This is a genomic window from Streptomyces sp. NPDC107471 (genome assembly GCF_055582845.1).
The window spans coordinates 351,421-372,496 of record NZ_JBVJPC010000001.1 but is presented as its reverse complement, the minus strand read 5'-3'; the positions used below and the strand labels follow the sequence as shown (position 1 = coordinate 372,496).

General features: G+C 72.5%; 18 protein-coding genes and 1 pseudogene. 10 read left to right on the top strand and 9 right to left on the bottom strand.

The window, feature by feature from the left end:
• Positions 1-45 precede the first annotated feature (45 nt).
• From nirD to ACZ66S_RS01670, 3 genes are read right to left on the bottom strand one after another with little or no spacing between them, the layout of a single operon-like run.
• Positions 46-396 carry a nitrite reductase small subunit NirD gene (gene nirD / locus ACZ66S_RS01680; RefSeq protein ID WP_469898911.1) on the bottom strand — a complete coding sequence of 117 codons (351 nt, stop codon included), beginning with the start codon at positions 394-396 and terminating at the stop codon, positions 46-48.
• Positions 393-2,996 (bottom strand): nitrite reductase large subunit NirB, encoded by a 2,604-nt coding sequence (nirB, locus tag ACZ66S_RS01675; RefSeq protein ID WP_469898909.1) that lies wholly within the window; start codon positions 2,994-2,996, stop codon positions 393-395. Before nirB ends, nirD begins: the two co-directional genes overlap by 4 nt.
• Positions 2,996-4,219, bottom strand: a complete 1,224-nt coding sequence (locus ACZ66S_RS01670) for an NAD(P)/FAD-dependent oxidoreductase (RefSeq protein WP_469898908.1) — start codon at positions 4,217-4,219, stop codon at positions 2,996-2,998. Before ACZ66S_RS01670 ends, nirB begins: the two co-directional genes overlap by 1 nt.
• Before the next feature lie 154 nt (positions 4,220-4,373).
• Here ACZ66S_RS01670 and ACZ66S_RS01665 point away from each other — a divergent pair.
• Positions 4,374-4,557: pseudogene (locus ACZ66S_RS01665) on the top strand (sulfite exporter TauE/SafE family protein); the annotation flags it as partial.
• Between the two features lie 111 nt (positions 4,558-4,668).
• Positions 4,669-5,214 (top strand): chloramphenicol phosphotransferase CPT, encoded by a 546-nt coding sequence (gene cpt / locus ACZ66S_RS01660; RefSeq protein WP_469898907.1) that lies wholly within the window; start codon positions 4,669-4,671, stop codon positions 5,212-5,214.
• Positions 5,215-5,307: 93 nt separating this feature from the next.
• Here cpt and ACZ66S_RS01655 read toward each other — a convergent pair whose 3' ends face one another.
• A complete protein-coding gene (locus ACZ66S_RS01655) occupies positions 5,308-5,934 on the bottom strand; it encodes a class F sortase (RefSeq protein ID WP_469898905.1) in 627 nt (208 codons plus the stop codon).
• 113 nt (positions 5,935-6,047) lie between these two features.
• The gene (locus ACZ66S_RS01650; RefSeq protein WP_469898904.1) at positions 6,048-6,572 is read right to left on the bottom strand and encodes a hypothetical protein; all 525 of its coding nucleotides are present in this window, start codon (positions 6,570-6,572) and stop codon (positions 6,048-6,050) included.
• 276 nt (positions 6,573-6,848) lie between these two features.
• Here ACZ66S_RS01650 and ACZ66S_RS01645 point away from each other — a divergent pair, with 276 nt between their 5' ends.
• The 3 genes from ACZ66S_RS01645 to ACZ66S_RS01635 all read left to right on the top strand — a co-directional run bounded on the left by ACZ66S_RS01645 (position 6,849) and on the right by ACZ66S_RS01635 (position 9,841).
• Positions 6,849-7,430, top strand: coding sequence for an NADPH-dependent FMN reductase (locus tag ACZ66S_RS01645; RefSeq protein WP_469898902.1), 582 nt, complete (start codon positions 6,849-6,851; stop codon positions 7,428-7,430).
• 219 nt (positions 7,431-7,649) lie between these two features.
• Positions 7,650-9,311, top strand: a complete 1,662-nt coding sequence (locus tag ACZ66S_RS01640; protein ID WP_469898901.1) for a tannase/feruloyl esterase family alpha/beta hydrolase — start codon at positions 7,650-7,652, stop codon at positions 9,309-9,311.
• 98 nt (positions 9,312-9,409) lie between these two features.
• The gene (locus ACZ66S_RS01635) at positions 9,410-9,841 is read left to right on the top strand and encodes a VOC family protein (protein ID WP_469899658.1); all 432 of its coding nucleotides are present in this window, start codon (positions 9,410-9,412) and stop codon (positions 9,839-9,841) included.
• Here ACZ66S_RS01635 and ACZ66S_RS01630 read toward each other — a convergent pair.
• Both ACZ66S_RS01630 and ACZ66S_RS01625 read right to left on the bottom strand, forming a co-directional pair.
• Positions 9,816-10,082, bottom strand: a complete 267-nt coding sequence (locus ACZ66S_RS01630; RefSeq protein WP_469898899.1) for a hypothetical protein — start codon at positions 10,080-10,082, stop codon at positions 9,816-9,818. The genes ACZ66S_RS01635 and ACZ66S_RS01630 overlap by 26 nt on opposite strands.
• 59 nt (positions 10,083-10,141) lie before the next feature.
• Positions 10,142-11,797, bottom strand: a complete 1,656-nt coding sequence (locus ACZ66S_RS01625; RefSeq protein WP_469898898.1) for a M4 family metallopeptidase — start codon at positions 11,795-11,797, stop codon at positions 10,142-10,144.
• Between the two features lie 131 nt (positions 11,798-11,928).
• On the opposite strand from ACZ66S_RS01625, the gene ACZ66S_RS01620 reads away from it, so the two are divergent.
• Positions 11,929-12,390, top strand: coding sequence for a gamma-glutamylcyclotransferase family protein (locus tag ACZ66S_RS01620; RefSeq protein WP_469898896.1), 462 nt, complete (start codon positions 11,929-11,931; stop codon positions 12,388-12,390).
• Here the strand turns inward: ACZ66S_RS01620 and ACZ66S_RS01615 are convergent.
• A complete protein-coding gene (locus ACZ66S_RS01615) occupies positions 12,350-14,452 on the bottom strand; it encodes a molybdopterin oxidoreductase family protein (RefSeq protein ID WP_469898894.1) in 2,103 nt (700 codons plus the stop codon). The two genes, ACZ66S_RS01620 and ACZ66S_RS01615, sit on opposite strands and share 41 nt — an antisense overlap.
• 192 nt (positions 14,453-14,644) lie before the next feature.
• Complete coding sequence (locus ACZ66S_RS01610) at positions 14,645-15,331, bottom strand: SanA/YdcF family protein (RefSeq protein WP_469898893.1); 687 nt, start codon at positions 15,329-15,331, stop codon at positions 14,645-14,647.
• 211 nt (positions 15,332-15,542) lie between these two features.
• Here ACZ66S_RS01610 and ACZ66S_RS01605 point away from each other — a divergent pair, with 211 nt between their 5' ends.
• The 4 genes from ACZ66S_RS01605 (at position 15,543) to dnaG (ending at position 21,076) form a co-directional block, all read left to right on the top strand.
• Complete coding sequence (locus ACZ66S_RS01605; protein ID WP_469898891.1) at positions 15,543-16,343, top strand: sirohydrochlorin chelatase; 801 nt, start codon at positions 15,543-15,545, stop codon at positions 16,341-16,343.
• Between the two features lie 55 nt (positions 16,344-16,398).
• Positions 16,399-17,685: a deoxyguanosinetriphosphate triphosphohydrolase gene (locus ACZ66S_RS01600; protein ID WP_469898889.1), complete on the top strand. Its 1,287-nt coding sequence runs from the start codon at positions 16,399-16,401 to the stop codon at positions 17,683-17,685.
• A 188-nt stretch (positions 17,686-17,873) separates the two neighbouring features.
• The gene (locus ACZ66S_RS01595; protein WP_469898888.1) at positions 17,874-19,139 is read left to right on the top strand and encodes an NAD(P)/FAD-dependent oxidoreductase; all 1,266 of its coding nucleotides are present in this window, start codon (positions 17,874-17,876) and stop codon (positions 19,137-19,139) included.
• A 29-nt stretch (positions 19,140-19,168) separates the two neighbouring features.
• Positions 19,169-21,076, top strand: a complete 1,908-nt coding sequence (gene dnaG / locus ACZ66S_RS01590) for a DNA primase (protein ID WP_469898887.1) — start codon at positions 19,169-19,171, stop codon at positions 21,074-21,076.

Genomic DNA, 21,076 nt, shown 5'->3' with positions numbered 1-21,076 from the left:
AGAAGGGGCGGTCACCGGATGGTGGCCGCCCCTTCCCGCATGCTCCTAAGCCACCCGCACCTGATACGTCCTGATCCGTACCGACTCGTCGTCCAGGCACTGCCCGGTCTCCAGGTCGAACCGCTGCTTCAGCAGGGGCGAGGCCACGAACGGGCGGCCCTGGAGGCTGCCGGTCAGGCCGCGGGAGAGGACCGCCGCGCCGCCGAAGGGGTCGCGGTTGTCGACGGCGTACAGGTTGCCCGCGCGGTCGCGGAACAGGGCCGCCTGCCGGCCGTCGGGCAGCAGGGCCGCCACTCCCCGGCCGGGGAGCAGCCGGGTCAGCTCGCAGACCGCGAACCAGTCGCCGTCCAGATGGAGTTCGACCTTCAGGTCGGTGGTCTCGGGTGCCAGGGTCATCGCTGGGCGCTTCCTTCCAGGGGACGGTGGCCGATGGTCAGCAGCGGCAGGTCGGGCTTGATCTGCTCGCGCTCGGGGACGAAGCCGACGACCGGGTCGGGGGTGTCCGGCGCGTTCACGAAGGACACGAACCGGGCGAGCTTCTCGGGGTCGTTGATGGTGGTCGCCCACTCGTCGGCGTAGTGCGCCACGTGGGCCGTCATCAGGGACTCCAGCTCCTCGCAGATGCCGAGGGAGTCCTCCACGACCACGTCGCGGACGTGGTCCAGGCCGCCCGGGATGCGCTCCAGCCAGGTCGAGGTGCGCTCCAGGCGGTCCGCGGTGCGGATGTAGAACATCAGGAACCGGTCGATGAGCCTGATCAGTTCGGCGTCGGACAGGTCCTGGGCGAGGAGGTCCGCGTGGCGCGGGGTGGCGCCGCCGTTGCCGCCGACGTAGAGGTTCCAGCCGCCCGAGGTGGCGATCACGCCGAAGTCCTTCGACTGGGCCTCCGCGCACTCGCGGGCGCAGCCCGACACCGCCGACTTCAGCTTGTGCGGGGAGCGCAGGCCCCGGTAGCGCAGCTCCAGGTCGATCGCCATGCGGACCGAGTCCTGGACGCCGTAGCGGCACCAGGTCTGGCCGACACAGGACTTCACCGTGCGCAGGGACTTGCCGTAGGCGTGCCCGGACTCGAAGCCGGCGTCGACCAAGCGGGTCCAGATGAGCGGGAGCTGCTCGACCCGGGCGCCGAACATGTCGATCCGCTGGCCACCGGTGATCTTCGTGTAGAGGCCGAAGTCGCGGGCGATCTCACCGATCACGATGAGTCCCTCGGGGGTGATCTCACCGCCGGGGATGCGCGGGACGACCGAGTAGGAGCCGTTCTTCTGGATGTTGGCGAGGAAGTGGTCGTTGGAGTCCTGGAGGGAGGCCTGCTCGCCGTCCAGGACGTAGCCGCTCGCGCCGATCGTCGGGGCGAGGGAGGCGATGATCGAGCCGACGGCCGGCTTGCAGACCTCGCAGCCGTCGCCGCCCCGGGCGCCGTCGCGGCCGTAGCGGTCCAGCAGGTCCTGGTAGGTGTTGATGCGCAGGGCCAGGACGATCTCGTAGAGCTCCTCGCGGGTCTGCGAGAAGCAGCCGCACAGGCCCTTGTCGACCTCGACGCCGGACGCCTCCAGCTCCGCGGTGACGAGCTGGCCGAGCACCTTGACGCAACTGCCGCAGGTGGTACCGGCCTTGGTGCACTTCTTCACCTCGGGCACGGTGGTGCAGTTGTGCTCGGTGACCGCGCCGCGGATCGTGCCCTTGCGGACGTTGTTGCAGGAGCAGATGATCGCGTCGTCCGGCAGCGCGGTCGGGCCGAGCTGCACCGACTCGCCGGCGCCGGCCGGCAGCACCAGCGACTCGGGGGAGACCGGCGGGACGGAGCCGGTGAACGCCTTCAGCGTGCCGTACGCCTCCGCGTCGCCGACCAGGATGCCGCCGAGCAGCGTGCCGTCGCGGCCGATGACCAGCTTCTTGTACAGGCCCGCCCGGGAGTCGGAGTAGACGACGTCCAGGCAGTCCTCGGTCGCCCCGTGCGCGTCGCCGAAGGACGCCACGTCCACGCCGAGCAGCTTCAGCTTGGTGGACAGGTCGGCGCCCAGGAAGGCGGCCTCGTCGGAGGCGATGGTCGCCGCCGCGGTCTCGGCCTGCTCGTAGCCGGGGGCCACCAGGCCGTACACCCGGCCGTCGGCGGCCAGCGCGCACTCGCCGATCGCGAAGACGTGCGGGTCGCAGACCGTACGGCACTGCTCGTCGACCGTGATGCCGCCGCGCTCCCCGACGGTGAGGCCGCAGTCCCGGGCGAGCTGGTCGCGGGGACGGACACCGGCGCTGAACACCACCAGGTCGGTGGCGAGTTCGGAGCCGTCGGACAGCTTCATGCCGGTGACGGCACCCTCGGCGTCCACCACGATCTCCTGCGTGCCCACCCCGGTGTGGACGCTCAGCCCCATCTCCTCGATGGTCCGCAGCAGCGCCGCGCCACCGCCCTCGTCGACCTGCACCGGCATCAGCCGCGGCGCGAACTCCACGATGTGGGAGGTGAGTCCGAGCCCCTTCAGGGCACCGGCCGCCTCAAGTCCGAGCAGACCGCCGCCGACCACGGCACCGGTCGTGCGGGTCCTCGCGTACTCCTCGATGGCGAGGAGGTCCTCGATCGTGCGGTAGACGAAACAGCCCTCGGCGTCCTTGTTCGGGACCGGCGGCACGAAGGGGTAGGAGCCGGTGGCGAGGACGAGGGTCTCGTACGCGAAGACCTGACCGGACCTGGCGGTGACCTTCCGCGCCGCGCGGTCGACGGCCACGGCCGGGTCGCCGACGTACAGCTCGATGCCGTGCGTCTCGATGAACTCCGTGTCCGTCATGGACAGTTCCTCGGGTGTCCGGCCCGAGAAGTACGAGGTGAGCGCGACCCGGTCGTAGGCGGGACGCGGCTCCTCGCAGAGCACGACCACCCGGTGGGTGGCGGTCAGGCCGCGCTCGGCGAGCGCCTCCAGGAAGCGCTGGCCGACCATGCCGTGGCCGACGAGGACGATCGTGGGGGTGGCCTCCGTGGCCTCCGGGGTGGCGGTCATCAGGAGCCTCCATCGTTGGTGAGCAGGTGGAGCAGCGGTCCGCCGTCGGAGGGGAGCGGCTCTGCTCCCTCCCAGGCGCGGGCGAGCGCGCCGACGGTGCCGAGTTCGCCGACGAGGACCCCGCCGACCAGGCGGTCGTCGCGGACGACGACCTTGCGGTAGGTGCCGCGGGTGGCGTCCGCGAGCTGGACGACGTCGTCGCCGGGCAGCGCCTCGGTCTCGCCGAACGCGGCCAGATCGAAGGCGGTCTGCCCGGGCAGGGTGAGCCGGGTCAGCGAACGGGTTCCGGTGTAGCGGGCGCCCTGGTTCCCGGCCCCGGCCGCCAGCAACTCGGCCAGCACATCGGCCTGTTCGAGGGCCGGGGCGGCGAGGCCGTAGACGGTGCCGTCGTGCTGGGCGCAGTCGCCGACGGCGTGGATGTGCGGGTCGGAGGTGCGCAGTTCGTCGTCCACGACGATTCCCTTGCGCACGTCCAGGCCCGCGGTCTGCGCGAGGCCGACGCGGGGGTGGACCCCGCAGGCCAGGACGACGATCTCGGCGTCCAGGGCGTATCCGTCGGCCATCTCGACCGAGCGGACCGCGCCGCCGACGCAGCGCACGTCCCGCACGCGCAGGTCGGTGTGGACCTCGACGCCGAGGTCCCCGAGGTAGCGCCGGACGAGCCGGGAGGCGCTCGGGTCGAGCTGGCGCTCCATGAGCCGCTCGGACTGCTGGGCGAGGATCACCTGGGCGCCGCGCTGGGCGAGCGCGCGGGCGGCGGACACCCCGAGGAGCCCGCCGCCGATGACGACGGCCTTCACACCCGGCCGCACGGCCTTGGACAGGCCCAGGCAGTCGTCCATCGTCCGGAACGCGTGCACGCCCTCGGGCAGCACGTGGTCGGGGGTGAACAGGCCGCGCAGCGGCGGCAGCACGGGGTTGGAGCCGGTGGCCAGGACCAGCGTGCCGTAGGCGATCCTCGAACCGTCGGCGCACTCCACGGTCCGGGCCCCGCGGTCGATGCCGGTGACCCGGGCGCGGGTCAGCGCGGCCGGCGCCGGGAGCGCGATCACGTCGGGGGTGTACCGCCCGGCCAGCACCTCGGCGAGGAGCACCCGGTTGTACGGGCGGTGCTCCTCCTCGCCGATCAGCGTCACGGGCGTGCCGAGCTCGCCGAGCCGCCGGGCGAGCCGGACGCCCGCGAGGCCGGCGCCGATCACCACCACACGCGTATTCGAGGTCATGTCCAGGAGCCTGCGGTGCGGGTGTTACCCGACCGCATCACCTCTGTTTCCCGCGAGGAACGCTGCCCTCAGCAGGGACCGGCGAGGGGTGTGAGGGTTCGTGCCCGGCACCGGAGGAGCACTGTGAGAACACCGTCCCCGGTCTTCGCGGAGCCTCCGGCTGCTGCCGGACCTGCAGCTCGGCCTGCCCGCGGACACCTCGGCCACGGACACGCTCGGCCCCGACAGGGCGGTCGCCATTGGCGGCACCTCCGGGGCGGCGGTGACGTACGCGCCGGACGCCCGTCGACGTGACGCTCACCGTCCGCACCGGGATCGCGGCCGCCGCCGGATCCTCGCCGCGATCGCCCGCGCGGGCCTCGCCATCAGGCTCTGCTACGGCCGGCTTCACCCTGGTCGCCGCGAATATTGCGTACGACCAACGGCTCGTCCGACGCTAGCGTGACGCCGTGACGACTCAGGTGATCGTGCTCAACGGCGGCTCCAGCTCCGGCAAGACGGCGCTCGCGCGTTCTCTCCAGGCCGTGCTGCCCGAGCCGTGGCTGGCGTTCAGCATCGACGACTTCGTCGACTCGATGCCCCCGGCGCTCCAGGAGTCGGACGCGGGCCTGGACGTCGGGGCGGACGGCGCGGTGAGCGTGGGAGCGGAGTTCACGCGGCTGGAGGCGGCCTGGCGGGCGGGCCTCGCCGCGACCGTCCGCGCGGGTGCCCGGGTCGTCGTCGACGACGTCTTCCTCGGCGGCCCGCACTCCCAGGAACGCTGGCGGGACGCCCTGGCCGGCCTCGACGTCCTGTGGGTCGGCGTGCGCTGCGAGGCCTCCGTCGCCGCCGCCCGCGAGAGCGCCCGGGGCGACCGGGTCCACGGGATGGCCGAGAAGCAGGCCGAGAGCGTGCACCGGGGCGTGGTCTACGACATCGAGGTCGACACCACCCGCGCCGGGTCCCTGGACTGCGCGCACGCCATCGCCGCGGCGGTGGTCGGCGCCTCCTCGTGAAACGGGCGCCTGCGCTGCGAGCCGCCGTGGTCCAGGCAGCGCCCCTGGGGGCATCGAGACCGACGCCACCCGCACGATCGCCTCGGCGGATGGTCAGCGGCTCCCCGTGAGGTGCGCGAACACCACCACGTTGCCCCGGTAACCGGTCGAGCGGGAGTAGCCCCCGCCGCAGGTGATCACCCGCAGCTCCGGGCGGGTCGCGGCCCCGTACACCTTCTCGTCGGGGAAGTCCTTCGCGTCGTACACCTCGACCGCGTCCACCGTGAACACCGCGACGCTTCCGTCGCGCCGGTCCACCTCGATCGCACCGCCCTTGCGGAGGGCGCCGAGGTCGTAGAAGACGGCGGGTCCCTCGGCGTTGTCCACGTGCCCGGCGAGGATCGCGGTGCCCGTCTCGCCGGGGGTGGTGCCGGCCTCGTACCAGCCGGCGAGGTTCTTCCTGGAGGCCGGCGGGACGTCGAGGCTGCCGCTCGACGTGAGGGCCAGGCCCGTCAGCGGCGCGTCCACGTGGATCGCGGGGATGCGCACGCGGTCCGGTGGCGACGGCGGCAGGGCGGGCGCCGCGGCCCGGCCGCTGTCCCCGCCCGCGTGCGCCTGGGCGGCGGACGGCTGCGGCGGGGCGTGCGTCTCGGCGCCGCTGCGCAGCAGCCACGCGCCGCTGCACAGGGCCACCACGGTGACCCCCGCTATGGCGGTGTTGCCGATCCTGCGGTTGCGCACGGGAGCCTCCTCCAGAGCTGGCCTGCCCCGTCCCCCTCCGGGCCGCGAGGGGCGTCGGACCCGGAGGGGGAGGGGACATGCGGTACCGGCGGACGGACAGCGGAGGGTGTCCGTCAGATCCCGTCGCCTCTCGCCCGGCGATGCAGGAGCCAGGTACCGCCCGCGGCTGCGACGGCGAGAGCCGCCACACCGGCCGCGGTCTGCACGGGGTCGGGGCCCAGAGCGCCACCGACCCCCGTCTTCACACTTCCTCTGGGGTGCACCGGCTGACGCTGGGACGTCAGCGTGACCACCAGGTCACCGGTCACCCGCCGGCCGCCCTCCGCGCAGGTCGCGGCGATCTCGTACGTCCCCGGCTGCGCGCTCGGCGGCACCCGGAACCGCCCGACCGCGTCACCCTCGTGCGCGCCGGGCGCCAGTGTGAAGGCGCCCGCGCCCACCGCGCTGGCGTCCCCCGCCGCGGCCGTACCGTCGTCCCCGCACGCCGCCGTGGTCACGGTGACCTGCCCGCCCGGCACCACGGACGACGGGAACACCTCGAGCCCGTCCGTGTCGCCGGCGGACGCGGGCGCGCAGAGGAGGCCCGCGGCGGCGACGGCGAGCGCGCTGCCGGTCAGCAGGCGGGTGGTGGGGCGCATGGTGCTCCTTCGAGCTCTCGGGTGGGTCCCTGTGCCTTCGAGGTAAGTGGCAGTGGGCCCAGCCCGCTTCCTGAGGGAGTGTCAGAAATGCGCTGAACGGGTGTCAGATCACCGTGGGCCGGGCCGCGTCGGCCGAAGTTTCAGCAGGTCACCGGCGTGCGGCGGACAGGTCGCCGAAGAGAACCCGAAGGGCGCGGGCGCGCGTGTGAACGGGTGACCCCGTCCTGGCGGTCCGCACTTGACCTCAACTTTGGTCGAGGTATCAGGCTGTCCCTCATGCAGACAGACACCGCACCCCTCGACGTCACGCTGGTCATCGGAAGCAACCGCCACGGCCGCTTCGGCCCCGTGGTCGCCGACTGGCTCCTCGGCCGCCTGCGCGACCGCGACGACCTGGTCCCGGACGTCGTGGACGTGGCCGGGGCCGACCTGCCCATGTCCATGGCCCCGACCCCCGAGACGACTGCCGCCCTCGCCTCGGTGACCCCCAAACTCGCCTCGGCGGACGCCTTCGTCGTCCTCACCCCCGAGTACAACCACTCCTACCCGGCCGGCCTGAAGAACCTGGTCGACTGGCACTTCACGGAGTGGCAGGCCAAACCGGTGGCCCTCGTCTCCTACGGCGGCATCTCGGGCGGCCTGCGCGCGGTCGAGCACCTGCGCCAGGTCTTCGCCGAGCTGCACGCGGTGACGGTCCGGGACACGGTCAGCTTCCACAACGCGGGCGGCTCCTTCGCCGACGGCCGCCCGAAGGACCCGTCGGGCCCGGACGCGGCGGCGAAGACGATGCTGGACCAGTTGGTGTGGTGGGGGAGGGTGCTGCGGGAGGGGAGGGCCGCCCAGCCGTACGGCAGGTGAACGACCGCGGCCGCATCCGGTGGCCGAATCGTCGTCAAAATTGTTGACGATAATGCTCGCATCGACCAGGCTACCCCCCTCAGACGAGAGGGGTAGCCCATGCGTTGGCCGCTCATGAGAGCCGCCGCAGCAGTCACCGCACTGCTGGCGTCGATCCTCGTACCAGCGGGGTCGGCGAGTTCCGCCAGTTCCGTGAGTTCCGTGAGTTCCGTGAGTTCCGTGAGTTCCTCCAGCGTCACCGGTGTGACGGCGACGGGCCTGGCCGACCTCGCCGCCGTCCAGCCGGTGCTCACCTGCGCCGAGGTCACCGGACTCGACCTCACGGGCGTCACCGACGCCCCGGTCACCCTCACCTCGGCGAAGGTCGTGACCGCGGGCACGCCCACGCCGTACTGCGAGGTCCGTGGGACGATCGCCCCCGCGAACACCATTGTCATGCGCCTGCCGGTCGACGGCTGGACGCAGCGCTATGTGCAGACCGGCTGCGGCGGCCTGTGCGGCAGCGCCAACATCAACTACGGCCAGGCGTCCGCCTGTCCGGTCGTCGAGGACGGCACGGTCGCGAGCGCCACCACCGACATGGGCCACCAGGGCCAGAACGACGGCTCCTGGGCCCTGGACAACCCGCAGGCGCAGATCGACTTCGCCTACCGGGGCGTCCATGTGACCTCCCAGGTGGCGAAGGCGGTCATCAAGCGGTTCTACGGGCAGCGCCCCGCGTACTCCTACTTCACCGGCTGCTCCGACGGCGGCCGTGAGGCGCTCATGGAGGCCCAGCGCTACCCGGACGACTTCGACGGCATCGCCGCCGGCGCGCCCGCGAACAACATGGTCGTGCAGAACACCTTCCACCACGCGTGGAACGTCCTCACCAACAAGGACGCGGACGGGAACTACATCCTGCTCGCCGACAAGCTACCGCTGATCCACCAGGCGGTGCTGGACGCCTGCGACGCCCTGGACGGGGTGCGGGACGGGCTCCTCGACGACCCGCGCGCCTGCGACTTCGACCCGGGGACGCTCGTCTGCGCGGCGGGCCAGGACACCTCGACCTGCCTCACGGCCGCTCAGGCGGGCGTCGTCCAGCGCCTCCACGACGGCGCCACCGACGCCGAGGGCCGCAGGCTGGAGCCGGAGATCGCCCACGAGTGGGGCTCCGAGCCGGAGTGGACGCTGTTCGTGCCGTCCCGGCAGGGCCAGACCGTGGCCAGCGAGAACTTCGTGACCTCCTTCGCCCGCTACCTGGCGTACACCAACGAGCCGAACCCCGACTTCCAGCTCTCCGACCTGGAGTTCACGCTCGACTCGTTCTGGAGGACGGTCCAGTCCTCCGGCTACCTGGCCGCCATGGACCCGGACCTCGGCGCGTTCGAGAGGAGCGGCGGCAAGCTTCTGCTCTGGCACGGCTGGAACGACCAGCACATCTCGCCCCAGGGGACGCTCGCCTACTACGACGCCCTGCGCAGGACGATGGGCGCCAGGACGGCCGACCGCTTCGCCGAGCTCTACATGTTCCCGGGCGTGGCCCACTGCGGCGGCGGTGACGGCCCGAACACCTTCGACGTCCTCACCCCGGTGATGGCGTGGGCGGAGACCGCGACGAAGCCCGGCAGGATCGTGGCGTCCAGCGTCACGAACGGCACGGTGACGCGCACCCGCCCGGTGTACCCGTACCCCCGGGTCGCCCGCTACGACGGCACCGGCAGCGTGAACGACGCCGCGAACTTCGTGTCCTGGACGCCCCCGTCACGCCCCGCGCCCGGCGCCTACGACTGGGTCGGCAAGCGGCTGTACTCCTCCGACTACCAGACCTGGTGCCGGGTGGTGGACGGCCGACTGGTCTGCCGCCCGAGCCGCACCTGGCTGACCGCGCGCGGGTGAGCCCGACGTAGGACGCCCTGGTGAGGAGGGCGGGGAGGCCGGCGATCCAGGGGTGCCGCGCCGGCCTCCCGTGTCACCGCTACGGTGAGGCGATGGGCATGGAACAGCGCATCACCCTGATCACCCTGGGCGTTCTCGACCTCGCCCGCTCCAAGGCCTTCTACGAGGCCCTGGGCTGGCGTGGCCAGGAGGTCGAGGAGACGGTCTTCTTCCAGGCGGGCGGGCTCGGCCTGGTCCTGTGGAGCCGCGACAGGCTGGCGGTGGACTGCGGCCTGGAACCGGGCCCCGCGAGCGGCTTCGGCGGCATCGCCCTGGCCCACAACGTCCGCTCGGAGGCAGAGGTCGACGCCCTCCTCGCCAAGGTCGCGGAGGCGGGCGGCACCGTCACCAAACCGGCCGCGGTGAACGGGATCGGCTTCTACTCCAGCGCCTTCACCGACCCGGACGGCCACCCCTGGGAGGTCGCGTACAACCCGGGCTTCCCGCTGGCGCAGGACGGCACGCTCACCCTCCCGGACTTCGGCCGGTAGAGGGGGAGCCCTTCCGCCATTCCAGGTGTTCGGCGCGTGCGTGCTCCCGGCAGGCCGGACACGTCACCCGGTCCGGCCGCGGCGAGGTCATGGCGTACGGCACCCGCGGCCCGCACCCGGTGGCGACGGTGCCCGGCAGGTCGCCGGCCAGGCCGAAGCGGGCCGCGAGCACGGTGCGCACGGCGGCCCCGCCGCGGACCGCCTTCACCGCGACGTGGAGGTGCGGGTCGTCGCCCGCCACGGGTACGGCCGCCCCGGAACCCGGGGCGGCCGTGTCACTCGTCCGGTGTGCGGCGGGCGTCAGTTCACGTTCACCGCGCTCCAGGCCGCCGCCACCGCGTTGTACTCCGTGCTGCCCGCCCCGTACAGGTCCTTCGCCGCGTTCAGCGTGGCCGTACGTGCTCCCGCGTAGTTCGTCGAGGACGTCATGTAGACCGTCAGCGCCCGGTACCAGATGGCGCCCAGCTTGTCCCGGCCGATGCCGGTGACCGTGGAGCCGTTGGAGGTGGGGGAGTTGTAGCTGACGCCGTTGACGGTCCGGGCGCCGCTGCCCTCCGCCAGCAGGAACGCGAAGTGGTTCGCGACGCCGGAGGAGTAGTGGACGTCGAGGTTGCCGACCGAACTGCTCCAGGAGTCGGCGGACTTGCCGTCCTTGGAGGGCTTGTCCATGTAGCGCAGGGCGTCCCGTCCGAAGCCGGAGCGGACGATCTTCTCGCCGATCAGGTAGTCGCCGGGGTCCGAGGAGTTGCCCGCGTGGAACTCCACGAGCGTGCCGAAGATGTCGGAGGTCGCCTCGTTGAGCCCGCCCGACTCGCCCGAGTAGGTCAGCGCCGCCGTCTTGGACGTCACGCCGTGCGACATCTCGTGGCCCGCCACGTCCAGTGACACCAGCGGGCCCATCTGCGTCCCGTCACCGTCGCCGTACGTCATGCAGAAGCAACTGTCGTCCCAGAAGGCGTTGTTGTAGTTGTTGCCGTAGTGGACGCGGTTGTAGGAGCCCTTGCCGTCCCCGCCGATCCCGTTCCGCCCGTGGACGTTCTTGTAGTAGTCCCAGGTGACGTCGGTGCCGTACTGCGCGTCCACCGCCGCCGTGGCCCGGTCCGAAGTCGCCCCCGTGCCCCAGTGGTTGTCGGCGTCGGTGAACAGGGTGGCGGGCGCCCGGCTGAAGCAGATGGTCAGGAAGCACAGGTCGGTCTTGTTCGCCGCGTCCCCGGTGTAGGTGTTGCCGCGCGTCGCGTCCTTGAGCTGGTACGTGGAGCCAGACTGCGTGGTCTCCAGCGAAACCGTGCCGCTGTACAGCGACTTGCCGTCGCCGGCCGCCTGCTCGATGCTGTCCCACGCGTCGATCTGCGCCCCCGTGCGGGCGTCCGTGAGGACCGTGCGGGCGACCGGGTTGCCGAGGGAGTCCTGCGCGGCGGCATCGGTCTGCCAGGCCAGCCTCGGCGCGCCGTGCAGGGCGTCGACGACCAGCCGCGGCTTGGCGGTCAGTTGCTTCAGCGTCTCGCCCAGGTTGGCCGCCTTGAGCGCGTTCGCCGCGAGGTCGGCCGCCTTCGGGGCGGACAGGGCCGGGGTGACGCTCGACAGGGAGATCGCGCTCCGGGTGGCGCGCGAGGAGCTCTTGTACGCCCCGCCCGGCGTCAGGTGGACCACGAAGTCACCGCCGAGCACCGGCAGTTGGCGGTAGGTGCGGTCGTAGCGGACGTGCTGGGTGCCGTCGGGGTCGACGATCACGTCCCGGACCTTGGTGCTCTGCGCGGAGCCGAGCCCCAGCGCGGCGGCCTGGTCGGCCAGGACGGCGGCGGCGTTCTCGACCGCCGTGGCCCGGGTCGGTCTGTCCGCCGCACCGGCGGCGGGGGAGAGTGCCGCGGCGAGCAGGGTGGCGGCGGTGGCGGCCACTCCGGCGGTGGCGAGACGACGGGAGCGGGCACCTCGGACGTACGGCCGTATCCGACTCATCGGTCTCCTCTGGAAGGCGCCAACGGGGCGCGTGGGGGGTGGCGCGGACGTTGACGAAGATTTAAGAGGCCATGACAAGGCGTGTCCATAGCGCGGTACGTGCAGGTGTGTGAGGGGAGAGAATCGTTTCTGTGACCTCTGCGCGCCTCCCGTTCTTCGTCTACGGCACCCTCCGCCCCGGCGAGGTCAACCACGACCTCCTCCTGCGCGGCCGCGTCCGCTCCGAGGAGCCGGGCCGACTCACCGGCGCGCTGCTGTACGACGGCCCCGGCTACCCGTACGCCGTCGAGGCGGCCGGGGGAGCGGTCGCGGGGGAACTCGTCACCCCGCGAGCCGGCGCCTACGCCGAACTGCTCGCCGTTCTCGACGAGTTGGAGGAGTACACGCCGGGAGACCCGCGCAACCCGTACGAACGCGTTGCCCGCGAGGTGATCCGCGCGGGCGACGGCACGTCCGTGCGTGCCTGGGTGTACGTGGCGGCCCCGCCCGTCGCCGCCCGCCTGCGCGCCCGCGGCAGGCTCATCGAGGGCGGCGACTGGCTGCTCCGGCGAACTACCGCCGCACCGCCTCCAGCCGCACCGCGCACGCCTTGAACTCCGGCATCCGCGAGGTCGGGTCGAGCGCCGGGTTGGTGAGGGTGTTGGCGCGGCCCTCGCCGTACCAGTGGAAGGGCATGAAGACGGTGTCCGGGCGGATGCCGGGCGTGATCCGGGCCGGGGCCACGGCCCGCCCGCGCCGCGAGACCACCGCCACCGGGTCGCCCTCGGCCGCCCCGAGCCGCTCCGCGAGCCGCGGGTGCAGCTCCACGAACGGACCCGGCGCGGCGGCGTTCAGCTCGTCCACGCGGCGGGTCTGCGCGCCGGACTGGTACTGGGCCACCACCCGCCCGGTCGTCAGCAGCACCGGGTACTCCTCGTCGGGCTCCTCCGCGATCGCCCGGTGCGAGACGGCCACGAAACGGGCCCGCCCGTCGGGGTGGGCGAAACGGTCCAGGAAGAGCCGCGGGGTACCGGGGTGCACGTCCTCGGCACCGGAAGGCACGTCCTTCCCGGGCGTCGGGCACGGCCAGAACACCCCGTTCTCCTCGGCCAGTCGGCGGTAGGTGATCCCGGAGTAGTCGGCAGGTCCGCCCGCGCTCGCCCGGCGGAGTTCCTCGAAGACCTCCTCGGCGTCGGTCGGGAAGCCCTTCTCCACCCCCAGCCGGTCGGCGAGTTCGTGCATGACCTCCAGGTCGCTGCGGATGCCGGCCGGCGGGGTGATCGCCTGCCGGCGCAGCAGCACCCGCCCCTCCAGGTTGGTCGTCGTGCCCGTCTCCTCGGCCCACTGCGTGACCGGCAGCACCACGTCGGCGAGCGCGGCCGTCTCCGACAGCACGACATCGCACACGGCGAGGAAGTCCAGGGATTTGACGCGCTCCTCGATGTGCGCGGCCCGCGGCGCCGACACCACCGGGTTGGACCCCATCAGCAGCAGCGCCCTGATGTCGGTGCCCAGGGCGTCCAGCAACTCGTAGGCGCTGCGCCCCGGTCCGGGCAGGGAGTCCGGGTCCACGCCCCACACCTCGGCGACATGCGCCCGCGCCGCAGGGTCGTCCAGCTTGCGGTAGCCGGGCAACTGGTCGGCCTTCTGGCCGTGCTCGCGCCCGCCCTGCCCGTTGCCCTGCCCGGTCAGACAGCCGTACCCGCTGTACGGCCGCCCCGCCCGTCCGGTCGCCAGGCACAGGTTGATCCACGCGCTCACGGTGTCGGTGCCCTTGGACTGCTGCTCGGGCCCGCGCGCGGTGAGCACCATCGCGGACTCCGGCTCGCAGAACATCCGTACCGTCTCCCGGAGTTGCGGCACCGGGACACCGGTGATCCGCTCCACGTACTCCGGCCAGTGGGCCATCGCGGCGGCCCGCGCGTCCTCCCAGCCGGCCGTGCGCTCCCGGACGTACTCCTCGTCGACCCGGCCCTCCGCGACCACCAGGTGCAGCAGCCCGAGCGCGAGGGCGAGGTCGGTGCCCGGCCGGGGCATGAGGTGCAGGTCGGCCTGCTCGGCCGTCCTGGTGCGGCGCGGGTCGATGACGATCAACGTGCCGCCGTTCTCCTTCAGTTCGGTGAAGAACCGCAGGGACGGCGGCATGGTCTCGGCGAGGTTCGAGCCGACGAGGATCACACAGCCGGACTTCGGGACGTCCTCCAGCGGGAAGGGCAGTCCGCGGTCCAGACCGAAGGCCTTCATGCCGCCGGCCGCCGCGGACGACATGCAGAAGCGCCCGTTGTAGTCGATCTGCGAGGTGCCGAGGACGACCCGGGCGAACTTGCCGAGCGTGTACGCCTTCTCGTTGGTCAGGCCGCCCCCGCCGAAGACCCCGCACGCGTCCGGGCCATGCTCCGAGCGCGTGCGGGACAGCCCCTCGGCGATCCGGTCCAGCGCCTCGTCCCAGGTGGCGGGCGTCAGCGTGCCGCCGGAGCGCACCAACGGGGAGGTCAGCCGCACCCGGGACGAGAGCACCGCGGGCGCGGTACGGCCCTTGCCGCACAGCGCCCCCCGGTTCACCGGGAAGTCCGCGCGCTCACTCACCTCGACGGTCCCGTCCGGAGCGGGAGTCAGGTTCATGCCGCACTGCAGAGCGCAGTACGGGCAGTGCGTGGGCGTCGCGGAGTTCTGCATGCTCCTCAGCGTGCGTCGGCCGTGTTACGCCGGTGACGGCCCCGTGTTACGCCACCGAGACGGCGCCCTCCCCCGTGACACCCCGGAGCGGTGAGAAACGCCGCTCCGGGGGTCGGCTCAACACGGGGGCAGGAAGTTCTGCACGTGTCCGTTCACCACATCGCCCCGTGCGGACGCCGGGTGCCCGCCTGGTCAGCGGGCCGCGGCCAGCGCGTCCGTCACCCCGGTCTCCTTCGGGCCCAGGAACCGCGGGTCGGGCCGGAACACCACGTCCAGGGCCGCCTTTCCCGCCGCGAGGATCTCCCGGGTGCCGCCGTAATACCAGGTGGCGTCGTGCTTGGCGTCCACCCCGACGCCGTACGACGTGACGCCGGCCGCCTGGCAGAGGGCGACCGCGCGCCGGATGTGGAACCCCTGGCTGATCAGCACCGCCCTGTCCACACCGAAGATCTTCCGGGCGCGCACGCAGGAGTCCCAGGTGTCGAAGCCGGCGTAGTCGCTGACGATCCGCCGGTCCGGGACGCCGTGCCGGGTCAGGTAGGCGCGCATGGCGTCGGGTTCGTCGTAGTCCTCGCGGCTGTTGTCACCGGTGACCAGGACGACCTCGATCCGGTTCTCCCGGTACAGCTTCGCCGCCGCGTCGAGCCGGTGGGCGAGATACGGCGACGGCTCGCCGTCCCACAGCCCGGCGCCGAAGACGACGGCGACCTCGGCACGCGGGACGTCGGCCGTCGTGCGCAGCCGGTCGCCCGTCACGAGGTACATCCAGGTCGACGGCAGCAGGGCCAGCACACACCCCGCCATCACCGCCTGCACGAGCCGGCGCCGCCCGGCCCGCGTGCGGGGCAGGCGCGGTCTGCGTGGCCTCGGCAGTCGCATCGGACGGTCCCTCCCCGGTCGCCTTCCGACCAGCGAAGACGTGCCGCGGGGTCGATCGGTTCGGCCGCCGGCGCGTGAGCAGGCTCACGTCCCGGTCCGAAGCCGCAGGTCACGCCTCCTCACATCCCGTCGCCCCGGACGGTGAACCGCCGGAAAGCACACGTCATGGCCGTGAAACGGGAAGGCAACCTCCGGCGGACACCATCGATCCATGAACCGGATCAGCAGCCAGCCCAGCCTCGTCCGCCTCGACGACCGGCGCCGCACCGAGCCGCCCGCGCTCGTCCTGGTGGCCCACGGCAGCCGCGACCCGCGCACCCTCGCCACGGTCCACACGCTCCTCGACCAGGTCCGCGCCCAGCGCCCCGACCTGCCGATGCACGTGGGCCACATCGAGCTCAACGAGCCCCTGCTGCCGGCCACCCTGGCCGCCCTGGGCACGGCCGAGGCGGTCCTGGTCCCCCTGCTGCTGTCCCGCGGCCACCACGTCAAGCGGGACATCCCCGAGATGGCGGCCGCCTCCCCGGCACGCACGCGCGTGGCGGCCCCGCTCGGCCCGCACCCCCTCCTGGTGGACACCCTCCACGCCCGCCTCGTGGAAGCGGGCTGGCCCACCGCGACGGACGAGGCGAGCCGCCGCGAGAGCGCGGTGGTCCTGGCCGCGGCGGGTTCCCGCGACCCGGACTCGGCGGTGGACACCCGCCGTACGGCCCGGCTCCTGTCGGACCGGCTGGGAGTCCCCGTGGTCCCCGCCTACGCCTCCGCGGCGACGCCCACCGTCGAGACGGCGGTCCGGGCGCTGACGGCACGGGGCCGGCACCGGGTCGCGGTGGCGTCGTACTTCACCGCGCCGGGCCTGTTCGCGACGCAGTGCGCGCAGAAGGCGCCCTGGATCGCCTCGGCGCCCCTGGGCACGCACCCCGCGATGGCGGACCTGATCCTGCACCGCTACGACCGGGCCGCCGGCACCGGGCGCTTGACGAGCCACCGGCTGCCCGCGCTCGCCGGATGACAGCATCCCGCGGACGTACAGGCGAATTGTCAGTCCCTGCCCGTACTGTCAAGACATGCCGTACGACCCGCAGTCAACCGAACGTTGGGCCCCAGAACCCGACAAGCGCCCCGGCCGCACCGCCTTCCAGCGCGACCGCGCCCGCATCCTCCACTCTGCCGCGCTCAGAAGGCTCGCCGGCAAAACGCAGGTCGTTACGCCGGGCACCCGGAACCAGATGTGGGACGCCAGCCCGCGCACCCGCCTGACCCACTCCCTGGAGTGCGCCCAGGTGGGCCGGGAGCTCGGCGCGGCCCTCGGCTGCGACCCCGACCTCGTGGAAGCCGCGTGTCTCTCCCACGACCTGGGCCACCCCCCGTTCGGCCACAACGGCGAACACGCGCTGAACGAATTCGCGGAGGACTGCGGCGGCTTCGAGGGCAACGCCCAGTCCCTGCGCCTCCTCACCCGCATCGAGCCCAAGCGGTTCACCGAGGAGGGCTCGGTGGGCCTCAACCTCACGCGGGCCACCCTGGACGCGGCCACCAAGTACCCCTGGCCCCGCGGCGCGCACCCCACCGACCCCGACTCCCGCAAGTTCGGCGTCTACGAGGACGACCACCCCGTCTTCGCCTGGATCCGCAAGGGCGCCCCCGGCACCCGCACCACCTTCGAGGCCCAGGTCATGGACTGGTCCGACGACGTGGCGTACTCCGTGCACGACGTCGAGGACGGCCTGCACGCCGGCCACATCGACCCCAACTGCCTGCACGCCGAACCGGAGCGCCGGGCGGTCTTCGAGGTCGCCCTCGGCAGGTACGTCCCCGCGGACACCGACCCCGCCGAACTCGCCGCCGCCCTCGACCGCCTCCAGGACCAGGAGTGGTGGCCGCACGGCTACGACGGATCGGCCGTGGCGCAGGCCCGCCTCAAGGACGCCACCAGCCAGCTCATCGGCCGCTTCTGCCTGTCCGCCGAGGCCGCCACCCGCGCGCGATGGGGGTACCGCCCAGGCCCTTCAGGCACTGGGGGAGGCACCGGGCCGCTCACGAGGTACGACGCCGAACTCGTCGTACCGCACGAGACCCGCCTGGAGTGCGCGGTGCTCAAGGCGGTCGCCGACCGGTACGTCATGCAGCGCGCCGAGCAGGAGCGGCTGCGGGCCGACCAGCGGATCGTCGTCGCCGAGCTCGCCGAGGCCCTCACCGCCCGCGCGCCCGACGGTCTCGACCCGCAGTTCCGCGCGCTGTTCGACCGGGCGTCCGACGACCGCGCGCGCAAGCGGGTGATCGTCGACCAGATCGCCTCCCTCACCGACGCGTCCGCCCGTTCGCTTCACGCCCGCCTGACGGGTCACCTGTGATGCTTGCGGGGTGTAAGGAGTGCGGAGTGGACCGGAGTGACATGAATCGTGCCCGAATGTGACCCTCCGTGGCCTGATCGGACCACTCCCTCTTCCCCCATCACGCTCCGTGCGGGACGCTCCCATGTGGCGGCACGCGCTGTGTCTACTGGGGACGCACCCCCCAGACCCCCCGTAGGAGGAACCAAGTGGTCGACGCGGATCAGACTTTTGTCATCGTGGGCGGAGGTCTCGCCGGCGCCAAGGCGGCCGAGACGCTCCGGACGGAGGGCTTCACCGGCCGCGTGATACTGATCTGCGACGAACGCGACCACCCCTACGAGCGCCCCCCGCTCTCCAAGGGCTACCTCCTCGGCAAGGAGGAGCGCGACAGCGTCTTCGTGCACGAACCCGCCTGGTACGCGCGCAACGACATCGAGCTGCACCTCGGCGAGACCGTGGCCGCCATCGACCGCGCGGCCAAGACGGTCCGCTTCGGCGAGGACGGCACCGCCGTCCGCTACGACAAGCTGCTGCTGGCGACGGGCGCCGAGCCGCGCCGGCTGGACATCCCGGGGACCGACCTCGCGGGCGTCCACCACCTGCGCCGCCTCGCCCACGCCGAACGCCTCAAGGGCGTCCTGGCCGCCCTGGGCAGGGACAACGGCCACCTCGTGATCGCCGGCGCCGGCTGGATCGGCCTGGAGGTCGCGGCGGCGGCCCGGGAGTACGGCGCCGAGGTCACCGTCGTCGAACCCCTGTCGACCCCGCTGCACTCCGTCCTCGGCCCCGAGCTCGGCAACCTCTTCGCCGAACTGCACCGCGAGCACGGCGTCCGCTTCCACTTCGGGGCGAGGCTGACGGAGATCGTCGGACAGGACGGCATGGTCCTCGCGGCCCGGACCGACGACGGCGAGGAGCACCCCGCGCACGACGTCCTCGCGGCGGTCGGCGCGGCCCCCCGGGTCGCTCTCGCGGAGGCGGCCGGCCTCGAACTGGCGGACCGGGCGCACGGCGGCGGCATCGCCGTGGACGGACAACTGCGCACCTCCGACCCCGACATCTACGCGGCGGGCGACGTGGCCTCCTTCCACCACGCCCTCTTCGGCAACAAGCTGCGGGTCGAGCACTGGGCCAACGCGCTCAACGGCGGCCCGGCGGCGGCACGAGCGATGCTGGGCCGCCAGGTGACGTACGACCGCGTGCCCTACTTCTTCTCCGACCAGTACGACCTGGGGATGGAGTACAGCGGCTGGGCGCCCCCCGGCTCGTACGACGAAGTGGTGATCCGGGGAGACGCCGGCAAGCGCGAGTTCATCGCCTTCTGGGTGAAGCAGGGCCGTGTGCTGGCCGGGATGAACGTCAACGTGTGGGACGTCACGGAACCGATCCAGGCACTGATCCGGTCCGGGACTCAGGTGGACACGGAGGCGCTGGCGGACCCGCACGTTCCACTCGTCAGCCTCGTCCCGTAGGTGTCAGTACCTCCCCGTAGACTTCACGCGTGGCAGGACGGATCAACGACGAGGACGTGAAGGCGGTACGGGACGCGGTCCCGATCGACGCCGTGGTGTCCGAGTACCTCCAGCTACGCAACGCGGGCGGGGGCAACCTCAAGGGCCTGTGTCCCTTCCACGACGAGAAGTCGCCGTCCTTCCAGGTCAGTCCGAGCAAGGGTCTCTTCCACTGCTTCGGCTGCCAGGAGGGCGGCGACACCATCACGTTCGTGATGAAGGTCGACCACCTCACCTTCTCGGAGTCGGTCGAGCGCCTCGCCGCCCAGGCCGGCATCACCCTGCGGTATGAGGAGGGCGGCTACAACCCCTCCCACCAGCGCGGCGAGCGGATCCGCCTGGTCGAGGCGCACAAGATCGCCGCCGACTGGTACATGGAGCAGTTGGCCACCAGCCCGGAGGCCGACACCGGCCGCCAGTTCCTCGCCGAGCGCGGCTTCGACCAGGCCGCCGCCGCGCACTTCTCCGTCGGCTACAGCCCCCAGGGCTGGGACCACCTCACCCGCTTCCTGCGCGGCAAGGGCTTCAGCGACAAGGAGATCCTGCTCTCCGGCCTCGCCCAGGAGGGCCGCCGCGGCCCCATCGATCGCTTCCGCGGCCGCCTGATGTGGCCCATCCGCGACATCGGCGGGGACGTCGTCGGCTTCGGCGCGAGAAAGCTCTACGAGGCGGACAACGGCCCCAAGTACCTCAACACCCCCGACACGGCGATCTACCGGAAGTCCCAGGTCCTCTACGGCATCGACCTCGCCAAGAAGGACATCGCCAAGGCGTCCCGCGCGGTCGTCGTCGAGGGCTACACCGACGTCATGGCCTGCCACCTCGCCGGCGTCACCACCGCCATCGCCACCTGCGGCACCGCCTTCGGCGGCGACCACATCAAGATCCTGCGCCGCCTGCTGATGGACAACGGCTCGGCCCGCGTGATCTTCACCTTCGACGGCGACGCGGCCGGCCAGAAGGCGGCCCTGCGCGCCTTCGAGGACGACCAGAAGTTCGCCGCCGAGACCTACATCGCCATCGCCCCCGACGGCATGGACCCCTGCGAACTGCGCCTCGCCAAGGGCGACGACGCGGTCGCCGACCTGGTCGAACCCCGCACCCCGCTCTTCGAGTTCGCGCTGCGCCAGATCGTCGTCCGCTACGACCTCGACACCCCCGCCGGCCGGGCCGCCGCCCTGGACGAGGCCGCCCCCATCGTCGCCCGCATCAAGAACAGCGGCGCCCAGCACGAGGTCGCCGTCCAGCTCGCCGGCATGCTCGGCATCCTCGACACCCAGTTCGTGGTCAAGCGGGTGGCCCAGCTCGCCCGGTGGGCCCGCGACCGCGGCGGCAAGGGACCGGCCCCCTCCGGACGCGGCCCGCAGCAGCCGTCGTACGACGGCGGACACCGCCCCGCCGTCTCCGGTCCCGCCCTCACCCTGCGCAACCCCGTCTACGCCACCGAGCGCGAGCTCCTCAAGCTCGCCCTCCAGCGCCCCGACCTGGTCTCCCCGGCCTTCGACGCGTACGGCATCGACGAGTTCACCGCCCCGCCCTACGCCGCCGTGCGCCAGGCGATCATGGACGCGGGCGGCGCCGAGTACGGCGTCCAGGACTCCCAGGACTACCTCGTCCGGGTCCGCGAGGCCGCCCCCGACGACGCGGTCCGCGCGATGGTCACGGAGCTGGCCGTCGAGGCGATCATGCGCAAGACGGTCGACGAGAACTACGCGGGCGACCAGCTCGTCACCGTCCGCCGCCGGGCCGTCGACCGCCGCATCCAGGAGGTCCAGGGCACCCTGATCCGCCTCGGCACCGGCGGCGACCCGGCCCACCTGGCCGCCGTGCAGAACGAGTTGTGGGTCCTGCAGCAGTACGGCCAGGCACTGCGGGAACAGGGCGCCGCCGCACTCTGA